Source organism: Clostridioides sp. LIBA-6822 (genome assembly GCF_056688955.1).
Genome location: NZ_CP196995.1, coordinates 3616920 through 3639530, shown reverse-complemented (window position 1 = coordinate 3639530; position 22611 = coordinate 3616920). Strand labels below are relative to the sequence as shown.

Genomic DNA, 22611 nt, shown 5'->3' with positions numbered 1-22611 from the left:
ATGTTTAACATATTTAAGAAAAAAGAAAATAAGACTGAGAAGATATATAGTCCATTTAAGGGAAATTTAGTTAATTTAGAAGATGTCCCAGATTTAGCTTTTGCTCAAAAGATGATGGGAGATGGAGTAGCTATAATACCGAGCGAGGGGAAGTTATATTCTCCTGTTGATGGTGAAATAGTCAGCATATTTGATTCAAAGCATGCTGTAATGATTAAGAGTGCTGATGGAACAAACATGTTAATACATGTAGGATTAGAGACAGTATCACTAGAAGGAAAACCATTTGATGTTAAGGTAAAGGCAGGAGATAAGGTAAAAGCTAAAGATTTAATAATGGAAGTAGATTTGGATATTATAACATCAAATGATTTACACGTAATAACTCCTGTAGTAATAATGGATGATGTGGATGCTGTTAAGAGAATAATAAAGTATAGGCTAGAACCTAGAAATGTAGATATCAATAGTGTGATAATGGAAATTGAATAGATATAAAGAGGCTATCTCAAAATAGAGATAAGCCTCTTTTTCATTGTTGAAATGGTGAAAATATATTTGATTTCACACAACAAAGAATGTCTCATGGACTAAAAAGTTCATTTTGAGAGACTCTCTTTTTTGAGATATTTTATTAGAAGTAAGTTACATTAAATTTAGAGATAACAGTTAATTAAAATGTTAATAAATGGTAGATTATGATTTTGTCACAATCTGTTGATTATTTACCGTATCATTATGGTAATTTAGAGAAGTATTTGAAATATTGAAAAAACAATATTCAAAATTTATAATGTAGATATGAACTTAAATGCTTTGTAAAACTAATATAAAGGGGTGATAAATAATTAAGATGATAGTAAATAAAGAGCTAATTATTGATTATTTAAAATCCAATCAAGAGAACATAGTAAAAGATATTGCGGGTCTAGTTGAGATACCTTCAGTTAGAGATGAAAGTACAGTAGATATAAATCAGCCATTTGGGGTAGAAATAAGAAATGCATTTGATAAGCTTATTCAAATAGCAAAAGACAAAGATTTTGTTGTAAAAGATTTTGATGGATATGCAATCCATATAGAATATGGAGAAGGCGAAGAAGTAGTTGGGGTACTTAATCATATAGATGTTGTACCAATATATACTAAAGAGCTGTGGAAGAGTGAACCTTTTAAAGTTTGTGAAAAAGATAATTATCTTTATGGTAGAGGTGTTAATGATAACAAAGGACCTTTGGTAGGAATTTTATATGCATTACTTTTCTTAAGGCAACTTAATGAAAAACCAAAGAGAAAGATTAGATTGATAGTAGGTGGAGCTGAAGAAACAACTTGGGAATGTATGGAGCATTACTTTAGCATCAATGAACAGCCAAAGTTTGCATTTTCTCCAGATGGAAACTTCCCAATAGTAAATGGAGAGAAGGGTATTTTGTACTTTAATCTAAAAAAGGAAATAAAAGAAGATAGACTTAGAAATCACAATTTAGTTGAGATAAAGTCAAATAAAGAAGATGGATTTGTATGTGATAAAATTGAAGCTATTTTTAAAACTAATGATAAGGAAGATTTAATAAAATTATTGGTTTATTATACAGAGATAGAAGAAATTGAAGAAGATAAAATATTAGTAAGATATATAGGAAAAAGGGCTTTATCAAGAAACCCACACAGGTCATATAACTGTGCATTCAATTTAGCAAAGGACTTAGATAAAATCAAAAAGCTAAATGATAAAGGAATCATAATAAAAGATATTTTAAATTCATACTTTACAGATGATAATCATGGAAAAAAATTAGGATTATATACAGAAGATGTAGATATGGGAATTTCTACAATATGTATAATGAGCCTTTTATTAGAAAAAAATGAGTTAAGTATGAAAATAGATTTTAGATATCCTAAGGGTATAAGTTGGGAATTTATAATTAATAAAATCAATGAAATTGGAAAAAAAGAAAATTTAATAGTTAATATATATAAGGATTTAAAACTATTGTATGTAGAACCAGATAGTGAGTTAATAAATAAGTTATCAATTGCATATAAACAAGTTTTTGGAAAAGAAGCAGAACTTTTTACAAAAGGAGCTGCATCTTATGCAAGGGTATTAGAAAATGGAGTTGCATTTGGTCCCACAATAGAGGGAGATATTCCAAATTCACACCAGGCAAATGAAAACATAAGTATGGACACACTATATAAAGCTATAGAAGTTTATATATATGCATTATATAGTTTAGCATTTCAATAAAAATGGAGGAAATAATACTATGAAGGATAAATTACAAGTACTTTCTGGAGCAATGATGATTCCTGTTATATTACTTGTTGTAGCAGGAGTATTTATAGGATTAGGGTCAGCTTTTGCAAATATGGAAAACGTTTCTGCTTTAGGGCTCAGCGGGTTAATACAGGAAGGTTCATTTATAAATGTATTCTTTAAAGTAATAAATGACCTAGGATTTATGGTAATGAGATATTTACCTATATTCTTTGTTACTGGTATAGCTTTTGGATTATCTAAAAAGGAAAAAGGGTGGGGTGCATTAGGAGGAATTGTTTTATTCATAGGAATGCACACAGTTATAAACACATTATTAATAGCAAATGGTATAAATTCAGACACAGTTACAGCGGAAGCATTTATGGCATCTGGATTAGGTGAGGCAGAAGCATATAGTCGTAGCTCATTATATGGTTCTTTCTTAGGAATATTCTCATATGACTGTAGTATATTTGGAGCTATAATAGCAGGTTTTGTGGCTAGTGCAGTACATAACAAATTTGTTGACACAGAACTTCCTAGTGCATTATCTTTTTTCTCAGGAGCAAGGTCTTCAATGATTATGATGTTTATAGCAGCAATAGTATTAGGCACAGGAATGTACTTCATATGGCCACCAATAGGTTTAGCATTATCTAAGCTTGGTAATTGGATAGGTTCAAGTGGATTATTAGGAACATTTACTTTTGGAGCAATGGATAAAGCGTTATTACCATTTGGGATACACCATTTAATTGCATTTCCTATAGAATACACAAGAGTAGGTGGAACAATGGAAGTAGGTGGAGCAATTTACGAAGGTGTTAACAATATCAGATTGGCTCAAATGGGAGACCCAGATACACTATCTTATATTACTCGTAATTTTACAACAGGGCGATTACTAATACATTTTGCAATATTACCAGCAGCAGCTTTAGCTATGTACAAGTTATCCGATAATGTTAATAAGAAAAAAGCCCTAAGTATATTGATACCAGCAATAGTGACAGCTATGCTAGTAGGAGTAACAGAACCTATAGAATATACATTCTTGTTTGTTGCACCATTATTGTACTTTGTGGCATATGTTCCACTAGCAGGATTAACATATGTGTTTACAGAGATGTTTAATGTTTCTATAATGGGTGAATCATTTAGAAATATGTTCCCTAACTTATTACAACCTCAAAAAGTGGATGCATTACCTCTATTATTTTTAATACCAATATTCTTTGTAGTTACTTATGTAATATTTACATGGGCAATTAAGAAGTTTGATATAAAAACACCAGGAAGAAGTTCAGAAGAAGTTAAGCTTTACAGTAAGAAAGAATATAGAGAAAAACAATCTGCAGGTGCTGTTAAATCTACAGACAACGGGACAGTAGAAGATAAGGATACAGAACTTGTATATTCTATAATAGAAGGTTTAGGAGGGAGTGACAATATAAAAAACATTACGAACTGCGCAACTAGACTTAGAGTAGAGTTAAATTCAATAGATGGATTTTATGAAGATTGTTTTTGGGTAAATGAGTTAGGAGCAAGTGGAGTTGTTAAAAAGAAAAACTCAGTTCAAGTTATATTTGGACCAAGGGTTATTACAATAGCATCTAAGGTTAAAGCTGTGTTAGGTGTAGATTAATAGATGTAGAGCCATACAAATTAGATTATTTTGTATGGCTTTATTTTTTAATTATAGAAGACTAGTAAAAAAATATCTACTTGATTTAAATAGTATATTATAGGCATTTTAGCTATACGTTGTCTAATAATAATTAAGTTGTAAAATAAAACATAATGGGGAGATATATAAAATATTTTTTGTCTAGTTATCATATTAATTGCATTAATATTAATATCATTATCACTTGGAAAATATTCAGTAGAGATACAGTAAGTATTTAGAATTTTAATTTCTAAAGTACGTAACATAGATAAGTACAATATTTTACTTTACAAATAGTGATATATTTTGATTTAAGTTGACAATCCATATAAGATTGCATACAATTAAGTTAATAACTGAATAAACATATTTAAAGAGTAGGGAAGTTGGTGAAAGTCCAACACGAACCCATCACTGTAAGCATGAATAAATTCCTCATATCTACCATAGGTTACTTGGTAAGGTTGAGGTATAAAATGTAAGTCAGATACCTACATTAAATATTAGTAAATAAATTTAGGGGGGAGCAACTAAATTTATTATTTTGTATATTGAATTTGGAAACTAAAGTATACATATTAAAATGGGATGTTATAGCATTATTTGCTATAACTTTTTTAATGCTCATATTTATAAATAAGGGGGAAGTATATCATGAGGAAGAATTTAAATGGGAAGCTGATTAGTATAGTTTTAACAGTTGTGTTAATGTTGTCCTTATTAGTTGGATGTGGCAAACCAAAAGAAAATAATGATGTTAGCAAGATGAATAATGAAAAGGAAGTAGTTTTAGCAGCAGCTAGGGATTTGGCTCCAGGAGAGCAAGATGCGTATTACACAAGTTCAATACTTTATGTATGGGAGCCATTGATAGGGTTAGGCAATGATGGAAAACCAAAAGCTGAGCTTGCAGAGAAGTGGTCAAATTCAGATGATTATAAAGAATGGACATTTACAATAAAGAAAGGTGTAAAATTCCATGATGGAGTAGAATTAAATGCAGATTCAGTAGTAAAAAACTTTGAGCGTTATATGAGTATGAAAACTAAATCTTCGCCTTTTTATTCATTTGATATAGAAAAAACATATCCTAATTTACAAGATGTGAGTAAAGTTTCAGACTATGAAGTTAAACTTACTTTTAGTAAACCGATATCAACTTTAATATATAATATGGCTAGGTTTGGAAGTGCTATGTATAGTCCAGAGTGTTTTGATGTACAAACTGGAGATTTTACTAAATATGCACAAGGAACTGGGCCATTTAAAATAAAAGAAAGAGAAAAAGAACAATATGTTTTGTTAGAGAGAAATCAAGATTATTATGGAGAAAAAAGTAAAATTAAAAATGTAAGAGTAAACGTAATTAAAGATGCTCAAACTCGTTACACAGCACTTAAATCAGAAGAAATTATGGGTGTTATGGATTTAGGGGCAATTACTCCAGAGTTAGCTAGTGAACTAGTAAAGGATGAAAACTTTGAGATTAAATCGTCTCCATCAACAATAACTCAATTTATATCAACAAATGGTACTAGAGCACCGTTTAATAATGTGAAAATAAAAGAAGCTTTAAGTTTGCTGGTAGATAGAGAAACCATAGTAGATAAATTTTATGGAGGATACGGAACTCCAACTATGAATATATTGAATCAAGGTTCTCCTTTTGGTAAGGAAATTAAACCTGTTTATGATGCAGAAAAAGCAAAGAAAATAATAAAGGATGAACTAAAAGGGGAAACAAAGGAGCTAGAGTTTATAATTCCATCTTATGGTGTAGACCGTTACCCATATAAAACTGTTGCTGAGTATATACAATCTGTATTAAGTGAAGTTGGATTAAATTCTAAAATAACTATACTTGATGGAGCTGCTTTTAAGGAAGCACAAAAAACAGGAAATTATGATATAGCACTTCACACACAAGGGCTTCCAAATGCAGAACCATTTTCTATATTTGATAGTTATATGAGAAGTACAGGGTCAAGTAATATAGCTTATTCGTTAGGTTATAAGAACGAAAGAGCAGATGAGTTAATAGCTAAATTAGAAAAAACAATGAATTTAGATGAAAGAAGTAAAATATATGATGAACTTCAAGATATATCAGCAGAACATCCATCAGCTATACCATTATTTGAAGATGTTAACTTAATTGCCTATAATAAAAAAATAGCTGGGTACAAGCCGACATTATATGGAACTACATTAGTAAGTATGGAGTGGAGTGAGTAGTGAAAAATTCATTTAAATATTTAATTAAAAGAATATTGATGACTATTCCTATTTTGGTAGGAATAACATTTCTAGCATTTATATTGGGTGTTATAGCTCCTGGTGACCCAGCAGTTGAATATTTAAGCATGGATGGTGTTTCTGCTCCTACAGAAGAAGAAATAGAAATAGTTAGAGAAGAGTTAGGATTAAATGATAGTATTGTAGTTCAATATATTAATTGGACTAAAAAAGCTATAACTGGAGATTTAGGACTTTCCTATATCAAAAAGACATCTATCACAGAAGATATATTGAGAAGGTTGCCAATAACCTTCTCTTTATCTTTAATGGCTATGTTTTTTGTTATAGTATTATCTATACCATTAGCTATAATCATGGCTCTTAAAAAGGATTCAGCTATAGATAAGATTGGTACTTTTGTATCATTATTTCTGACTTCTATCCCAGGATTTTGGTTAGCAATTATCATGCTAGGTATATTTTGTGAAACTCTTAGGTGGCTACCTACGAGTGGGTATGGAACAATTAAACACTTAATAATGCCTGGATTTGTTTTAGCAGCTGGTACAATAGGAACTGTAGCTAGGTTAAATAGAGCAACTTTAATAGAAAGTATGGGACAAAACTATATAACAGTAGCAAAATCTAAAGGATTGCCAAATAGGATAATTACTTTTAAATATGCTTTTTTAAATTCTTTAATGCCTATTGTAACCGTTTTAGGAAACTATTTTGGTGCAATTTTAGGAGGTTCTACAGTAGTTGAGGTTATTTTTAGTATTCCAGGTATGGGAAGCTATGTAATACAAGGAATAATGAGTAGAGACTATCCAGTTGTACAGGGATACGTACTATTTACAGGAATTATATTTGTATTATTTAGTTTAGTTGTGGATATATGTTATCTATTTCTTAATCCTAAAATAAGGATAGGAGGTAAATGATATGGAGAAATTTAAAGGAATGTTATTTATACATAAAGTAGCTTTTTTAGTGTTAATAATTATGATACTTGTTGCTTTTTTTGCACCTAAATTAGCTCCATATGACCCTAATAAGGTGCAAATGGCGGATAGGTTAATGGGAATATCTAGAGAGCATATACTTGGGACTGATACTCTAGGAAGGGATATTTTAAGTAGGATATTGTATGGAGCTAGAGTGTCTATATCTTTAGCATTTGTAGCAACCTTATTAACAATGATATTTGGAAGTTTTGTAGGTATAGTAGCAGGGTATTGTGGTGGTATAGTAGATATGATAATTCAGTCGATTGTAAATATATTTCAAGGTCTTCCAAGTCTTAGCTTTATGATTGCTCTTGCTGGAGTTCTTGGTCCAGGAATAAAAAGTTTATTAATAGCAATAGTATTTACTTCTTGGGCTGGGTTTTCAAGAGTAGTTAGAGGAGAGGTACTAAAGGTAAAAGAGGAAAAATATGTTGAAGGTGCAAGAGCATTAGGTGCCAGCCATCTTCATATAATTTTTCATTATATAATTCCAAACATATTTGCTCCATTTATAGTACTATTTACAATAAGAATAGGGAAGAGTGTACTTTCTATGGCATCGCTAAGTTTTTTAGGATTAGGGATACAACCTCCACAGGCAGATTGGGGAGTTATGATAAATGATGCTAAAACACATTTTAGAAGTTATCCTAATTTGTTGCTGGCACCAGGCTTTAGCATATTATTATTGTGTTGTAGTATAAATTTAGTTGGTGATGCGCTAAGGGATATGTTTGATGAAAAAATCAACTCTTTAAGTCAATATCTTTAGAAGGAATCAAAAATATGAGCAGAGATATAAATATAAAAGATTTAAAAATTTATTTTAATACTAAAGAAGGAAAAGTGAGAGCTGTAGACGAAGTATCTGTAACTTTTCAAAGTGGTAAAATTACAGGAATTATTGGAGAAACTGGTAGTGGAAAATCAGTACTAGGATTGGGAATTTTAAACCTTGTATCCAATAATTCAATTGTCTCAGGTAGCATTTTATATGAAGACAAAGATTTATTAAAACTTAAGGAAAAAGAACTCAGAGAAATTAGAGGAAAAAAGATAGCATTAATACCACAAAATCCGTCGAGTTCTTTTAATCCAATGTTAAAGGTAGGAAGTCATATTAATGAACTTTTCTATTATCATGCAAAAGAAAAAAAGAGCTCATGTAAGAGTAAGAGCTTAGATATATTAAGAAAATTTTCATTTTCAAATACTGATTTAATTTACAATTCTTATGGTTTCCAACTAAGTGGAGGAATGAGCCAAAGAGTATTGGCAGCTATAGGGACAGCACTAAACCCAAACTGGATAATTGCAGATGAACCAACTAAAGGGCTAGATGCAATAATAAGAAAACAAGTATATGAGGTATTTTGTGATTTAAGAAGTAATATGGGTGTTAGCATGATACTTATAACTCATGATTTAATGTTAGCCAAAAAACTTTGTGATGAAGTTATGGTTATGTATGCAGGGAAAATCATAGAAAGGGGTTCTAAAGATAGTGTATTTAATAACCCTTTACATCCTTATACAAAAGGTCTAATTGATTCACAGCCAAATAAAAAATTAATGCCTATTGATGGGATAGCACCAAGTCTAACAAACTTACCAAAAGGATGTAGATTTTTTCCAAGATGTAAAGTTGCAAAAAAATCATGTTCTGATTATGAGCCAGTGCTATTTGATGTAAATAGCTCAAAGGTGAGGTGTTTTATTTATGATAAAAGTTTGTAATCTTTATAAGGAGTTTAGGAGCGGAATAATTAATAAGAAAATAGTTAAGGCAGTAGATGATGTATCATTTGAAATAGAAGAAGGAAAAACCTTGGGTCTTGTAGGAGAAAGCGGATGTGGAAAATCAACTTTATCAAGGCTTATTTTAAGACTTGTTAAATCTGATGGAGGTAAAATTTATTTTAATGGTAGAAATATAAGTAATTATAATTTTTCTCAGATGAGGAATTTAAGAAAAGAGATGCAAGTAATATTTCAACATCCAGATTCAGCTCTAAGCCCTAAGAAAACTATATATGATAGCCTTGTAGAACCATTAAAGATTCATAAAATCTATGAGAAGAATAAATCAACAGAATATATAAAGGAATATTTAAGTTTTGTTGGAATCAGCGAGGAAATCTTAACTAGATACCCATATCAAGTCAGTGGAGGACAAATACAAAGAGTTGCTTTAGCCAGAGTCCTTTTATTAAAGCCTAAATTTATAATATTGGATGAGCCTACATCAATGTTAGATGTATCTGTACAAGCTCAAGTTGTACAAGTTCTGAAAAAAGCTCAAAAACAATTTAATATAACCTATTTATTTATATCTCATGATATAGACTTAGTAAAGGAATTTAGTGATGAAATTGCAGTTATGTTAAATGGTAAGATAGTTGAAATTATAGGTTCCAAAGAATTATATAAAAGTGCAAAGCATACTTACACTAAAGAGCTTATTGAGAATTTTATTAATTTTTAGAGCAGAGTAATCAATTATTTAGTTAAGCACTTAATTAATATAGCATTAATTTAGTAAAAGTGGTTTACTTTGATTATGGAAAATGATAAGTCTCAACCTTAACATTTTTAGAAAGGAAGATTAATCATGTATTATAAAGATATAGATTTCGAAAAAAAATGGCATGAGTATATTGAAAATAAAGAAGGATATGCAAAGGAAAGAGCATTTGATGATGAGGTGGAAAGACTATTTTTTAAAAAATTATCTCATAAGTATGATGATAATCCAACACTTTATGATTATTCAAAAGAAGTATTTGATTTTATTGATAAATTAATAGATGAAGGAAAAAATCTTATAGAAATTGGTGCAGGTACAGGTAAATTTACTATACCACTTTCTAAAAAATGCAAGGTCGTAACTGCTAATGATTTTTCAAGGGATATGCTTGATGTACTTGAACAAAAGATTAGGGAACATAATATAACTAATATAAACACAGTACAAGGTAAGTGGGAAGATGTCAATATTGAGTGCAGTGACTACATTTTATCTGTGAATTCACTTTATAGAATTTGGAATATTAAAGATGCCTTGAATAAAATGAATAAGTTGGCTAAAGAAAAAGTAATTATAGTAAGGGCTATTCAAAAGCCATTATTCAATGACTTGTATATTGATTTAGGGGAGAAAGATAGAACCTGCCCAGATTATATATATATTCCAAATATACTACATTCTTTGAATATATGTGCAGACACAAAGTTTATTGATGTAGAAAATGAAATTGAATTTGATAGCATAGAAGATATACATCTTAAAATGGAAACTGAATTAAATAAAAAGATTAATTTTGGTGAAGTGGTAGATAAATATATAGATAATATAGAAAAAAGAGAAGATAAATATATTTTTAAACATAAAACTAAAGTTATAATTATATACTGGAATAGTATAAATTAAACTTGTCAATGTCATTAAATGTAAGTATTATTATATTGAAAATATTTACAATCTCGACATATTATGCTACAATTATTTACAATAAATAAAATTTAATAAGCATTACCTCATCTAATAAAAAGATTGAGGTAGAGGTTGCATTTACTAAGATTAATATTGAAGAGGTCGGAAACCAATGAAGCAATATAAAAGGAGTAAGTGCCGAAGTGCTAGTGTCCAAAGCTAGTGCTGGGACTGTATTTAATAAGTACAGTACTGTCATCAAAATCAGCCCGAATTTTGATGGAGAGCTATCTTAGATAAGATAAAGGGAAGATGTAGGTATGTTGTATTTAGCACATTTAGCTCAACATGTATCCATGTTGAGCTTTTTTACATCTATGCAAAATAGGATAGAAAAGGGATGCAATAATAAAATATTTTAATTTAAAAAGTGGGGAGATTACAAATGAGCAGTTTAAAAAAGAAGAGGTTTAGTATGCCACAGACACTTACTATAATATTCTTATTAATAGTGGTAATGGCAGTTCTTACTTGGATAGTACCAAGTGGAAATTTTGAAAGGGTAGATATAGATGGAAGGTCAGTTGTTGTAGCTGGAACTTATGAAAAAGCACCATCAAATCCACAAGGTGTTACTGATGTATTTTCAGCTCCTATAAAGGGATTTATAGATGCAGCTGAAGTAGTTGGATTTGTTTTGATAGTTGGAGGAGCTTTTGGAATAGTTAACAAAACAGGTGCAATAGAAGCCATTATAGCACACACTGTAAATAAAATGAAGAAGTTTCAATTTTTAATAATACCTATATCAATGATTTTGTTTGGTCTTGGTGGTACAACTTTTGGAATGAGTGAAGAAACATTACCTTTTTATATGATATTTATTCCACTTATGACCAGCATGGGATATGATTCATTAACTGCGGTGGCAACAGTGTTTATAGGAGCAACAGCTGGATTTGGAGCGGCAACTACTAATCCTTTCTCTGTAGGAATAGCACAGGCATTGTCACAAATAACACCAGGTTCTGGAATAGAGTTTAGAGTTGTTATGTTTATAATATATATGGCTATATCTATAGGATTTGTTATGATGTATGCCAATAGAGTTAAAAAAGACCCTAAAAAGTCTTTAGTACACGATATATCACTAAATCAAGAATCAATGACTAATACTGATACAAACATAAAAGAATTTACAAAAAGAGAAGCCATGGTAATAGCAATTTTCGTAATAGGTATGGCAATTATGATATTTGGAGTTTTAAGGTTAGGATGGTATATAACTGAGATTGCAATGATATTTACAGCAATAGGTATAATATCAGGAATAGCGTCAGGGCTTAAACAAGATGAAATAGTTAATTCATTTATAAGTGGAGCAGGAGATTTAATGACAGCTGGGTTATGTATAGCATTTGCACGTGGAATCGTAATAATAGCAGAAAATGGATTTATAATAGATACAATTTTAAATTCTGCAGCAAATTTATTAAATGGACTACCAAAAACTATATTTATAAATTTAACTTTCTTGATAGAAGGTTTAATAGCATTTTTAATACCATCAGCATCAGGACTTGCATCACTTACAATACCTGTACTTGCACCACTTGGAGACTTAGTTGATGTATCTAGACAAATGATAGTTACAGCTTATCAATTTGGTATAGGTGTAACTAACCTAATAACACCTACATCAGGTGTTTTAATGGGAGCACTAGCAGTAGCTAATATTCCTTGGTCAAAGTGGGTTAGATTCGTAGTTCCTCTAATGGTAGTATTAACAATTCTTGTAATGGTATTCTTGACAATAGGATTATATCTAGGATTCTAATAGGAGGTAAGTTATGATAGATAGTGTAAAGAAAAGAGCCTATGAGATAGAGAATGAACTTGGAAAAGAAATTGAAGAAGTATGTGATTTTATATTCAATAACCCAGAACTAGGCGAAGAAGAATATATATCATCAAAGTACTTAGTAGAGAAAATGAAGGAATATGGATTTGATACAACTTATCCGTACTGCAATATGGATACTGCTTTTAGAGCAGAATTAGGAGATAGTGATGGTCCTACTATAGCATTTTTAGCTGAGTATGATGCACTTCCTGGATATGGAGAAGATAAAGAGCCAGGTCATGCTTGTGGACACAACTGGATTGCGGCATCTACACTAGGAGCCTGTATAGTATTAAGTAAGTTAAAAGAACATTTTAAAGGAAAAATTGTATTAATAGGGACACCAGCTGAAGAAACAACAGGAGGAAAATGTGACTTAGTTAAAGCAGGAGCTTTTGACGATGTTGATGTAAGCTATCAGATGCATATAGAAGCGTTCAATAATATAAACTGCAAGGCTTTGGCAATAGATTCATTAGAGTTTAGTTTTGAAGGGGTATCAGCACATGCAGCTAGTCATCCTCATATGGGAGTTAATGCATTGGATGCAGTGCAACTTACTTTTGCTGGAATAAACGCTTTAAGACAACATGTAAAATCAGATGTTAGAATACATGGTATAGTTTCAAATGGAGGAGAAGCCCCAAATATAGTTCCAGAAAAAGCAGCTTGTAAGTTTTTTGTAAGAGCTGCTGAAAGAAGTTATTTAGATGAAGTAACTAAAAAAGTTATAAACTGTGCAAAAGGAGCAGAGTTAATGACAGGAGCTAAACTTTCTTATAGATATTTTGAAAATTCTTTTGACAATATAATAAACAATAAAGTACTTCAAAGGATAACAAAAAACAATTTAATCGAAGCAGGTATAACAGATATACTAGAAGGGAAAGATGGGCCAGTAGGTTCTACAGATATAGGTAATGTAAGTCAAGTTTGTCCTACTATGTATACAGAAATAGCTTTAGATATAAATCCAATGGTATATGTTCATGAAAAAGAGTTTCTAAATTATGCAAATTCTGAGGAAGCTTATGATAAACTTCATAAATCAGTAAAGGCAATGGTGGGCTGTGCATTGGAGATTTATCTGGAAGATGGGCTACTTGATGAGATTAAGAAAAATCACTTAAATTAATTTAAATTGAAAATAAAACAAAGAGGTATTACCTAAAAATTGGTAATACCTTTTTTATATGATGGAAGTGAAGGCTTGCTATAACCAATTTGGGTGTATAAAGAGAAACATGTATGATAATAATTACGTAAATAGTTCTACAAACGAAAATCTATTTAATATATATTTGTATTTTTACAAAATAAAAATAAGATAAATAGTATATGTTATATACAAAGAGAGATGTAGGGTATAAAATAAAAATGAAATTATTCTTATAATAAAATAAGGAGTAGATAAATATGAAAATATTAATCTCTATAGATTCCTTGAAAGGAAGCTTATCTTCAATAGAGGCAGCGAATGCAATAAAAAAAGGAATATTAAAAGTTAAAAAAGATGCAGAAGTAAAGATATTACCACTTGCAGATGGTGGAGAAGGAACAGTAGATGCTTTAGTTCAAGGAATGAATGGTGAAAAAGAAATCATAGAAGTTACTGGTCCAATAGTTAAAAAAGTAAATGCAACATATGGATTATTAAAAGAGACAAATACAGCAATAATAGAAATAGCTCAAGCATCAGGACTGACATTGGTTCCAATTGAACTTAGAAATCCTTTATACACTACAACTTATGGTGTTGGAGAAATAATAAAGGAAGCAATAAATAAGGGATGTAGAAACTTTATAGTAGGTTTAGGAGGAAGTGCCACCAATGATGCTGGAGTAGGTATGCTTCAAGCCTTAGGATTTGAGTTTTATGATGAAAATAACAAATTAGTAGGATTAGGTGGAAAAGTTTTAAATGAAATAAGACATATAAAAATAGATAATAGATTAAAAGTACTAGATGAATGTAATTTTAAAATAGCTTGTGATGTAAACAATCCACTGTTTGGGAAAAATGGAGCTGTACATATATATGGCTCTCAAAAAGGTGCAACAGCAGAAATAATTGAAGAGTTAGATAATGGGCTTAGAAACTTTGCTAATGTAGTCAAAAATGATTTAGACAAAGATATAGCAAATGTGGAAGGGGTAGGAGCAGCAGGAGGGCTGGGTTTTGCGTTTTTAGCATTTTTAAATTCAAAGTTAGAATCTGGAATAAAAATAATATTAGAAGAGATTAAATTAGAGGAAGAGTTAAAAGGTGTAGACTTTGTTATAACTGGAGAAGGTAGATTGGATAATCAGACTGCTATGGGAAAGGCACCAATAGGAGTTGCAAAATTAGCTAAAAAATATGGTGCAAAAGTAATAGGCTTAGCTGGAGCGACAACAGAAGATGCAGTTAAGTGTAATGAAGAGGGGATAGATGCTTATTTTTCTATAGTAAATAGGGCTATGACAATAGAAGAAGCAATGGATAAAGAAACTGCCATTGATAATATGACTGCCACAACAATACAAATATTTAATCTTATAACTAGTGTACAATAACCAAAAAATAAGTAATAAAAATAAGATATATTAATTAAAGAAGAAAGCTATTACGAAAAAAGAAAGATATCACGTAGAAATTTAGACTTTTAGTGTAATAGCTTTTTTATTTTGTATTAATAATTTTAACAATATATATTGTAAATACATGTATTTAGATATTCTGAATAAGATAAGCTATTCTATTCATAAAACTACTATAGCTATCTGCCTTAGTAAGTTCTTTAACATTATTCCACTCAGACAGTATTTCAATAAGGCTTTCGAATATGTAATTGAATTTTTCTTTTTCATTTTCATTTATGGGTATCATGGCTATAATTTGTACTTTTTCCTCACCCCATTTAACTGGTTTATCATTGACAATTAAACAGACACCAGTTTTTAAAGCATCCATTTTCATGCTATGAGGAATTGCTACATTGTTATTAAAAGCAGTTGAAGACATGTTTTCTCTTATAAGAACATCATCTACATAAGTAGTTTTAACATATTTATTTTTGTGCAGAATATTTCCCATAAATTTTATATAATCTTTAGCGCTATCTAAATATATATTTTTCATAAATAAAGACTCACTAAAGTACATTTCTAAATGATTTTGTACAGTAAGTATGTTTTTTCTATCTTTGATTTGAATAAATTTACTTTGGATATTATCATAATCTTTTCTATTTGGGTAAGGATTTATATATACAAAAGGTATGGGGCATCTATTACTAATTGGTAAGGTAGTGATGACCATGTCTACTTTGCTATCAAAGTCTAGATTATGAATATCTGAAAAAATTTGAATAACTTCTATAGATTCATTAAATCTTTTTTCAAGGTCTCTTACTATTCTTAGTTGTAAATCATAGTAATTTGGAGTAATTAATGCACAAAGAACTTTATCTTCTAGTAGTTTTTGTCTATCAAAAAATGAGCCTACATGTAGAGATATATAAGATATTTCATCTTCATCTATTTCTATGTTTTCTAAAATTTGAATCTGATTACAAATATAAACAGATATATCATATATCAGAGGATAGGAATCTTTTAACTTCTGAGGTATTTGATTTCTCAAAATTTGATTATTCTTAGCCCTACTGATTAAATTTTTTACATGAAGAGTAAATTTAACAACAAATTCATCATCAGATAAATCTATAAAGTATAAATCATACACATTTTTAATTATTTTTTTAGTTAGATTAATAAAATGTTCATTTATATAATTTGATAAAGATTTAGTATCCATTTTATGATAGTTTAAAACTGTGGTTTTGTTTGTTAACTGAAATACTAAATAGTATAACTCTGTACTAGTTAAAGTTATGTTGTACTCTGATTCTAAAAAATTTGATATATCTTTTGCAATGTTTATATCTATATTATTGTCTATATAGTTTACTACTTCAACAGACTCTATGTAGTTATTCTTTTTTATTCTATCTATAGTTATCATTAGATGAAGAAGTATATTATTTATAGCGTACTCATTTATAAATAAATTGTATTTTTTTAATATATATATTATGTTTTCTTTTAATTTAGTTAGATTATATTCTTGATATATTTTTTGTACATCAAATAAACTTAAAAAATCACTTCCTGTTTCTTTAAATATTATGGAACTCATTAATTTACGTTTTTCAGATTCATTTCCAATCAGTTTCAATAAAAATCTTGATTGTTTTATCTTTAAATTATAACTTCCTATAAATTTATTAGCTTTAACTATGTCACTTTCAATGGTAGCTGAACTAACGAATAATTCTTCACTTAAATCAAATATATTAATTCCACTACTATTAACTATAAGTTCTTTTAAAATTAAATTTAACCTATTATCAGGTGATGTATTTTCTGAACTATCAATTTTAGTTTGACAATTATTATTAAGATTTACTTTGTATCCTTTTTTAGATGACAGTATAAATTCACCAGTGGAGTTAATTTCATTTACATATTTTCTAATCGAACGTGTTGATACATTAAGGTAATTAGCTAATGTGGATGAATCTATCCAATCGTGTTGCGTTTTTATATAATTTAAAAATAGCTCTTTTTTAGATGTTTTCATTAGTATTCCCTCGCATAGTTTTAAAATAAAATCTGCATGATATGATATATTATATAATTGAATGTGCGTATTATAAAGTACATTATACTATATATTAATAGGCTTAGTTAAGAGTAAATGATTTCCTATTATTAGGAAATATATTTATGTGAAATGAACTTATTTAGGAAGTACAATATAATCATAATCAAATAAAAAATTCATTAAGAAATAAACTAATGGATAAAAATACTGGAGGTATTAATATGAAAAATATAAGAGTATTATTGGCATGTGGTTCAGGAGCCAGTACAGGTTTTATGGCAACTAGTATGAGAAAGAGTGCAAAGAAAAAGGGCATAGAAGCAGATATAAAAGCGAGAAGTGAGTCAGAAATAGATAAGTATTTATCGGAAATAGATTGTTTATTATTAGGGCCACACTTAGATTATATGAAGGAAGAAATTCAACAAAAAGCTAATGAATATAATGTGCCAGTAGCATGTATATCTAAAACTGCATATGGAAGATTAGATGGTGCTAAGGCTTTAGAAGAAGCATTAGAGTTAATATCAAACAAATAAAATACTTATGGGGAGATTATTTATGAATAGATTTATAGATTTGTTAAGTGAAAAGTTTACTCCTGTTGTAAATAAAATAACTAAGAATATATGGGTACAATCAGTTCAATCAACTATAATGAAAGTTTTACCTATGGTATTTGTAGGTTCTTTAGTAACTATCGTTTCTGTCTTGAAAAATTACATAAGTTTTTTACCTGATTTAAGCCCAATAAATCAATATACATTTGGGCTTTTAGGATTGTTTATAGCATTTTTATTACCTATGGAAATAATGAAGAATAAGAAATTTGAAAATATGAGTATAGTTGCAGGCCTTGCAGGAGCTGGATTAATGCTGATGATGATTCGTCCAGAGATTACAGAACAAGGTGCTTTATTTAACTTCAATAGATTTGGAGGAGAGGGGATGCTTGTGGCACTAGTTGCAGGATTGTTCTCTGGATTAATAATGTCCTTATTTGGCTCTTTTTCATTTTTCGGTGAAGATTCAGCACTTCCTGATTTCGTAAGTAAATGGTTTGACAGTATGTTACCTATAGCAGTGATAATGTTTATAGGTTGGGGATTAATTTATGGACTTAATTTTGATATGTTTGAGATAATAGTTAGAATATTTAAACCAGTATCAGACATAGCACAGACATTGCCTGGATTTGTATTGTTAAATTTCTTAGTAGTATTTTTATACTCTTTGGGTATAAGTGGCTGGGTACTATCCCCAATAACCTATGCAATTCAGCTTAGTGCAATTGCCGCCAATGCAGCAGCTGTAGCATCAGGTGGCATGGCAACTAATATATATACTTATGAAGTTATTCAAACAGGATGGATAACTTTAGGTGGATGGGGAGCGACATTGCCACTAGTATTAATGATGTGTATATCCAAAGCTGGTAGAATAAAAGCAATAGGAAGAGCATGTGTTGTTCCTTCAATAATGAACATAAATGAACCAGTAATGTTTGGAGCTCCAGTAGCATGGAACCCTTTTTTAATGTTACCTATGTGGATAGGAACAGTGTTAATATCAATAACTACTTACTTATCAATGAGTATGGGATTCGTTGCAATTCCAAGTAAGGTGTTTAATTTATGGTATCTTCCTTTTGGTATATCTACTTTTATGATAAATCAAGATGTTAAGGGACTCATTGTTTTAGCAATAAATATAGTATTATTATTTATGATATGGTATCCATTTTTTAAAGCTTATGAAAAAGAAGAACTAAAATTAGAGAGTCAAGAAGCTTAAATTTAGATGTTGAAAGGAAATTATAAATATGACAATTGAAGAACATATAATAGATGAAGAGCTAGTAGAAGTAGCAATGCAAATAATACTTAGTGCAGGAGAGGCTAGAACTGAAATTAAACAAGCTCTTAGTGATTTAGAAAAGTTTGATTATAAAAATGCTGATTTGAAACTAGCTAAAGCAAAAGAGTTTATGACAGAAGCACATAGAGCTCAAACTAAAATTATACAAGGAGAAGCTAGTGGAGAGAAAAGAGCTCACTCACTGTTATTTGCACATGCTCAAGATACTCTTATGACAATATTCAGCGAATTAAATATAACTAGGTCTTTAGTAGGAATAGTAAAGTCCATAGAATACAAAGTAAATGATTTAAATAACAAATAGAATAAGGAGTGATTAAGTTGAGTAAGTTTCCTAAAGGTTTTTTATGGGGTGGGGCTGTAGCAGCTAACCAATTAGAAGGTGCCTGGAATGAAGGTGGAAAAGGGTGGTGTTTAGCTGATGTACATATATATGATAAAGATAGAGATATATCTAAACATTATGAGTCTGATATGACTATAGAAAAAATAAAGTTTGCTATGAAAGATAAGAATGGATATTATCCTAAGCGAAGTGGAATAAACTTTTATCATACATACAAGGAAGATTTAAAGCTTTTAAAAGAACTAGGATTAAAGTGTTTTAGATTTTCAATAAATTGGGCTAGAATATTTCCAAATGGAGATGATTTAGAGCCTAATGAAGAGGGGTTAAAGTTCTATGATAATCTTATAAATGAAGTAATAAATAATGGCATGGAGCCTATTGTAACACTACTTCATTATGAAACACCTTTAAATTTAACATTGAAATATAAAGGGTGGGTTAATAGAAAAGTAGTAGATTTCTTTGTTAGGTATGCAGAATTAATGTTAAATAGATACAAAGATAAAGTTAAGTACTGGATAGTTATAAACCAAATAAATTTGATGTATCATGAATCATTTAATTCAGTTGCATTTTGTGTAGATCAGGTAGAAGATGTAGAAAATGCTAAATATCAAGCTATTCATCACCAATTTATGGCTACAGCTTTAACTAAGAAGCTTGGAAAAGAAATAAATTCAGATATGATGATAGGTATGATGATGGCAGATTGTACATCCTATCCAGAAGACTGTGACCCCGAAAATGTAGTATTTGCTTTAAAACGAAATAGAATACAATACTTCTTTACTGATGTAAGTTTTAGAGGGAAGTATCCAGCTTATATTAAGAGGTTTTTCAAAGAAAATAATATAAATATAGTTATGAAGGACGGTGATGAAGAGGTATTGAAAGAAAATACTATGGATTTTCTAGCTTTATCATATTATTATTCTACAACGGTTTCAGCAAGTAAAAATACTATGAATCCAATTGACAATATAAAAAATCCATACCTAAAAGCAAATCCATGGGGATGGGCAATTGACCCAAAAGGATTATATCATACTTTATCTCAATACTATGATAGATATCAAAAACCAATAATGATAGCGGAAAATGGATTTGGAATGCATGATAAATTTGAAGATGGAAAAATCCATGACAGTTATAGAATAGATTATTTAGGAAAACATATAGAGCAAATAGGTGAAGCTATAGCTGATGGGACTGAAATACTAGCTTATTGTATGTGGTCACCGATAGATATAATAAGTTGTTCATCTCAAGAAATGGAAAAGAGATATGGATTTATATATGTAGATATAGATAACAATGGAAATGGAAGCAAAGAACGTCATAAAAAAGATAGTTTTTATTGGTATCAAAATGCAATAAAAACTAATGGAGAAGAATTAGGAGAAAAAGTAAATAATTTCTAAATATAAATAATCCCTCTTATAAATACTATATTATTAATATAGTTTTATAAGGGGGATTATAATTATAAATAAGGTGGTTTATTAATTATGAGTGTTATAAAAAAATTTATGTTTGTATTTTTAATTATAAATATGTTGGTATGTGGTATATCTCTTATACTTCAGTCAGGTCTTGGTAGTGATTCAATTACACTATTAAATGAAGGTATACATCTAAAATTAGGTGTAAATTATACAATAGCAGGATTAATATATAATGGAACTTTGTTATTTATAGCATTGTTATTGAATAAAAAAAATTTGGGATTAGGAAGCTGTGTTTATGTATTACTAGCAGGAATATTTATAGATTTTTATATATATTTATTATTAGATTTTAATATAGGTAGTTTAGGGACTACTATTAAAATAATGAGTTTCATAATTGGTCATATACTTATGTGCACTGGATTTGCAATGCTCATAAAGTTTGATATTGGGATGAGCCCCTTAGACGCTATATTAATCTATATTGAAGATAATTTTAGATATTCATACAAAGTTTTAAAAACTATAGCAGACGTATTGTTTTTAATTTTAGGTATATATTTAGGGGGAAATATAGGGTTTGGAACTCTATTTTCAATATTATGTACGGGCACTACAATTTCAATTGTTAGTAAGGCAATTTCTATTAATAAAAAAAGATATTACTCAAGTATATAAGCAGAAGATAAAGTTTATTGTTTGTAAATCATTTCTAATAGTTTAAGTTACTTGAAGGTTGTAAAATGGGGGATTAATCAGTACTAGTAATTGAATAATTCCTTTTTTATTGCAAAATAACATAATGAATTAAAGCATAAAATTATGATATTATAAATTTACATATATAGACATTGACTAAATCTTAATTGTGTATAAAAATTAATACTTAAGAGGTAATATATTATTATAAATACTTGATAAATTTAGACAAATAAAACTATATACGAGGAGATAAAAAATATGATAATTGAGTTAAACAAAAGCAACTCTGAAAATCTAACAAAAACAGAACTTGAAATAATTAAATTTATAAATGAAAATGAGTCGATATTGCCAGAATTATCTATAGTAGAGATTGCTCACGAAACATATTCATCTCCAGCAACTGTTTCAAGAGCAATTAGAAAATGTGGTTTAAATGGTTTTAATGAACTTAGGTATAGGTTAACAGTAAAAGATGAAAATGATGATATACAAAATATGGGGGATATAATAAATAAATCTTTTATAGAAGCACAGAGGGTTATAGAACAAATATCTTTAACTACATTAATTAATATAATAAAAACTATAAATAAATCTAGTAAGATATACATTTTAGCAAGAGGACTTACTGAGTATGTAGCAAAAGAGTTTAGTCTTAAATTGCAACTACTCGACTTCAATGTAGTGTTTATAAATGACCCAAATATAATGAAAATAAAATCTAAATCAATAAAAAAAGATGAGCTTATAATTATATTTTCATTGAACGGAAATACTGTAGAACTTGTAGAATCAGCACAAAATGCCAACTTAGGAGGGGCTAAAGTTATAACTTGCTGTTGTAGTGAAAATGCAAAACTTATAAATTATTCAGATTTATATATTGTTGGATATAAGCATGAGCATATCTCAATTTCTGAATATGAAGTATCATCTAGGTTACCATTGTATATTATATCTAGAATAATTATAGACTATATGGTCAGATATAATAATTCTGAAAACTAAATTAAAAAGTCTATGAAAATCGATTTTCTATTTGTGAAAAGATTTTCATA

The 22611-nt window shown here is 29.3% G+C and carries 20 protein-coding genes and 2 riboswitches; of the genes, 19 read left to right on the top strand and 1 reads right to left on the bottom strand.

The annotated features are described in order from the left end of the window. The 13 genes from ACTG48_RS17255 (at window position 1) to ACTG48_RS17195 (ending at window position 15081) form a co-directional block, all read left to right on the top strand. Window positions 1–492, top strand: coding sequence for a PTS sugar transporter subunit IIA (locus tag ACTG48_RS17255; RefSeq protein ID WP_479917505.1), 492 nt, complete (start codon window positions 1–3; stop codon window positions 490–492). Window positions 493–853: 361 nt separating this feature from the next. Beyond that, complete coding sequence (locus ACTG48_RS17250; protein ID WP_479917504.1) at window positions 854–2257, top strand: Sapep family Mn(2+)-dependent dipeptidase; 1404 nt, start codon at window positions 854–856, stop codon at window positions 2255–2257. Between the two features lie 19 nt (window positions 2258–2276). Next, entirely contained in the window at window positions 2277–3917 is a 1641-nt protein-coding gene (locus ACTG48_RS17245; protein ID WP_479917503.1) for a PTS transporter subunit EIIC, read from the top strand. Between the two features lie 365 nt (window positions 3918–4282). After that, a riboswitch (cobalamin riboswitch) is annotated at window positions 4283–4448 on the top strand. A gap of 50 nt (window positions 4449–4498) precedes the next feature. Continuing rightward, a complete protein-coding gene (locus tag ACTG48_RS17240) occupies window positions 4499–4627 on the top strand; it encodes a hypothetical protein (RefSeq protein ID WP_479917502.1) in 129 nt (42 codons plus the stop codon). Then, the gene (locus tag ACTG48_RS17235; RefSeq protein ID WP_479917501.1) at window positions 4596–6176 is read left to right on the top strand and encodes an ABC transporter substrate-binding protein; all 1581 of its coding nucleotides are present in this window, start codon (window positions 4596–4598) and stop codon (window positions 6174–6176) included. Before ACTG48_RS17240 ends, ACTG48_RS17235 begins: the two co-directional genes overlap by 32 nt. After that, window positions 6176–7123 carry an ABC transporter permease gene (locus tag ACTG48_RS17230; RefSeq protein WP_479917500.1) on the top strand — a complete coding sequence of 316 codons (948 nt, stop codon included), beginning with the start codon at window positions 6176–6178 and terminating at the stop codon, window positions 7121–7123. Before ACTG48_RS17235 ends, ACTG48_RS17230 begins: the two co-directional genes overlap by 1 nt. 1 nt (window position 7124) lies before the next feature. Beyond that, the gene (locus ACTG48_RS17225) at window positions 7125–7961 is read left to right on the top strand and encodes an ABC transporter permease (RefSeq protein WP_021385969.1); all 837 of its coding nucleotides are present in this window, start codon (window positions 7125–7127) and stop codon (window positions 7959–7961) included. 14 nt (window positions 7962–7975) lie between these two features. Further along, window positions 7976–8926 carry an ABC transporter ATP-binding protein gene (locus tag ACTG48_RS17220; protein ID WP_479917499.1) on the top strand — a complete coding sequence of 317 codons (951 nt, stop codon included), beginning with the start codon at window positions 7976–7978 and terminating at the stop codon, window positions 8924–8926. Beyond that, complete coding sequence (locus tag ACTG48_RS17215) at window positions 8910–9674, top strand: ABC transporter ATP-binding protein (protein ID WP_021386011.1); 765 nt, start codon at window positions 8910–8912, stop codon at window positions 9672–9674. Before ACTG48_RS17220 ends, ACTG48_RS17215 begins: the two co-directional genes overlap by 17 nt. Window positions 9675–9800: 126 nt before the next feature. Continuing rightward, window positions 9801–10619 (top strand): class I SAM-dependent methyltransferase, encoded by an 819-nt coding sequence (locus ACTG48_RS17210; protein WP_479917498.1) that lies wholly within the window; start codon window positions 9801–9803, stop codon window positions 10617–10619. Window positions 10620–10740: 121 nt separating this feature from the next. Then, window positions 10741–10920: riboswitch (Lysine riboswitch) on the top strand. A gap of 147 nt (window positions 10921–11067) precedes the next feature. Further along, on the top strand, window positions 11068–12459 hold the full coding sequence (locus ACTG48_RS17205) for a YfcC family protein (RefSeq protein ID WP_021386101.1): 1392 nt from the start codon (window positions 11068–11070) through the stop codon (window positions 12457–12459). Window positions 12460–12472: 13 nt separating this feature from the next. Next, window positions 12473–13660 (top strand): M20 family metallopeptidase, encoded by a 1188-nt coding sequence (locus ACTG48_RS17200; protein ID WP_479917497.1) that lies wholly within the window; start codon window positions 12473–12475, stop codon window positions 13658–13660. A gap of 281 nt (window positions 13661–13941) precedes the next feature. After that, complete coding sequence (locus ACTG48_RS17195) at window positions 13942–15081, top strand: glycerate kinase family protein (protein WP_021386019.1); 1140 nt, start codon at window positions 13942–13944, stop codon at window positions 15079–15081. Window positions 15082–15235: 154 nt separating this feature from the next. On the opposite strand, the gene ACTG48_RS17190 is transcribed toward ACTG48_RS17195, so the two are convergent. After that, complete coding sequence (locus ACTG48_RS17190) at window positions 15236–17149, bottom strand: BglG family transcription antiterminator (protein WP_479917496.1); 1914 nt, start codon at window positions 17147–17149, stop codon at window positions 15236–15238. A gap of 245 nt (window positions 17150–17394) precedes the next feature. On the opposite strand from ACTG48_RS17190, the gene ACTG48_RS17185 reads away from it, so the two are divergent. The 6 genes from ACTG48_RS17185 to ACTG48_RS17160 all read left to right on the top strand — a co-directional run bounded on the left by ACTG48_RS17185 (window position 17395) and on the right by ACTG48_RS17160 (window position 22561). Next, window positions 17395–17712 (top strand): PTS sugar transporter subunit IIB, encoded by a 318-nt coding sequence (locus ACTG48_RS17185; protein ID WP_009898152.1) that lies wholly within the window; start codon window positions 17395–17397, stop codon window positions 17710–17712. Between the two features lie 22 nt (window positions 17713–17734). After that, a complete protein-coding gene (locus tag ACTG48_RS17180; RefSeq protein WP_021385988.1) occupies window positions 17735–18967 on the top strand; it encodes a PTS sugar transporter subunit IIC in 1233 nt (410 codons plus the stop codon). A gap of 28 nt (window positions 18968–18995) precedes the next feature. Beyond that, entirely contained in the window at window positions 18996–19355 is a 360-nt protein-coding gene (locus tag ACTG48_RS17175; protein ID WP_021385998.1) for a PTS lactose/cellobiose transporter subunit IIA, read from the top strand. Window positions 19356–19372: 17 nt separating this feature from the next. After that, entirely contained in the window at window positions 19373–20821 is a 1449-nt protein-coding gene (locus tag ACTG48_RS17170; protein WP_479917495.1) for a glycoside hydrolase family 1 protein, read from the top strand. Between the two features lie 87 nt (window positions 20822–20908). Next, window positions 20909–21526: a YczE/YyaS/YitT family protein gene (locus ACTG48_RS17165; protein WP_479917494.1), complete on the top strand. Its 618-nt coding sequence runs from the start codon at window positions 20909–20911 to the stop codon at window positions 21524–21526. Between the two features lie 282 nt (window positions 21527–21808). After that, on the top strand, window positions 21809–22561 hold the full coding sequence (locus ACTG48_RS17160; RefSeq protein ID WP_479917493.1) for a MurR/RpiR family transcriptional regulator: 753 nt from the start codon (window positions 21809–21811) through the stop codon (window positions 22559–22561). Window positions 22562–22611 lie beyond the last annotated feature (50 nt).

Coding starts and splice junctions, on each gene's coding strand:
- ACTG48_RS17160 (WP_479917493.1), top strand. CDS start 21,809: ATGATAATTGAGTTAAACAAAAGCAACTCTGAAAATCTAACAAAAACA.
- ACTG48_RS17245 (WP_479917503.1), top strand. CDS start 2,277: ATGAAGGATAAATTACAAGTACTTTCTGGAGCAATGATGATTCCTGTT.
- ACTG48_RS17250 (WP_479917504.1), top strand. CDS start 854: ATGATAGTAAATAAAGAGCTAATTATTGATTATTTAAAATCCAATCAA.
- ACTG48_RS17225 (WP_021385969.1), top strand. CDS start 7,125: ATGGAGAAATTTAAAGGAATGTTATTTATACATAAAGTAGCTTTTTTA.
- ACTG48_RS17255 (WP_479917505.1), top strand. CDS start 1: ATGTTTAACATATTTAAGAAAAAAGAAAATAAGACTGAGAAGATATAT.
- ACTG48_RS17200 (WP_479917497.1), top strand. CDS start 12,473: ATGATAGATAGTGTAAAGAAAAGAGCCTATGAGATAGAGAATGAACTT.
- ACTG48_RS17180 (WP_021385988.1), top strand. CDS start 17,735: ATGAATAGATTTATAGATTTGTTAAGTGAAAAGTTTACTCCTGTTGTA.
- ACTG48_RS17205 (WP_021386101.1), top strand. CDS start 11,068: ATGAGCAGTTTAAAAAAGAAGAGGTTTAGTATGCCACAGACACTTACT.
- ACTG48_RS17195 (WP_021386019.1), top strand. CDS start 13,942: ATGAAAATATTAATCTCTATAGATTCCTTGAAAGGAAGCTTATCTTCA.
- ACTG48_RS17220 (WP_479917499.1), top strand. CDS start 7,976: ATGAGCAGAGATATAAATATAAAAGATTTAAAAATTTATTTTAATACT.
- ACTG48_RS17185 (WP_009898152.1), top strand. CDS start 17,395: ATGAAAAATATAAGAGTATTATTGGCATGTGGTTCAGGAGCCAGTACA.
- ACTG48_RS17190 (WP_479917496.1), bottom strand. CDS start 17,149: ATGAAAACATCTAAAAAAGAGCTATTTTTAAATTATATAAAAACGCAA.
- ACTG48_RS17175 (WP_021385998.1), top strand. CDS start 18,996: ATGACAATTGAAGAACATATAATAGATGAAGAGCTAGTAGAAGTAGCA.
- ACTG48_RS17210 (WP_479917498.1), top strand. CDS start 9,801: ATGTATTATAAAGATATAGATTTCGAAAAAAAATGGCATGAGTATATT.
- ACTG48_RS17165 (WP_479917494.1), top strand. CDS start 20,909: ATGAGTGTTATAAAAAAATTTATGTTTGTATTTTTAATTATAAATATG.
- ACTG48_RS17235 (WP_479917501.1), top strand. CDS start 4,596: ATGAGGAAGAATTTAAATGGGAAGCTGATTAGTATAGTTTTAACAGTT.
- ACTG48_RS17215 (WP_021386011.1), top strand. CDS start 8,910: ATGATAAAAGTTTGTAATCTTTATAAGGAGTTTAGGAGCGGAATAATT.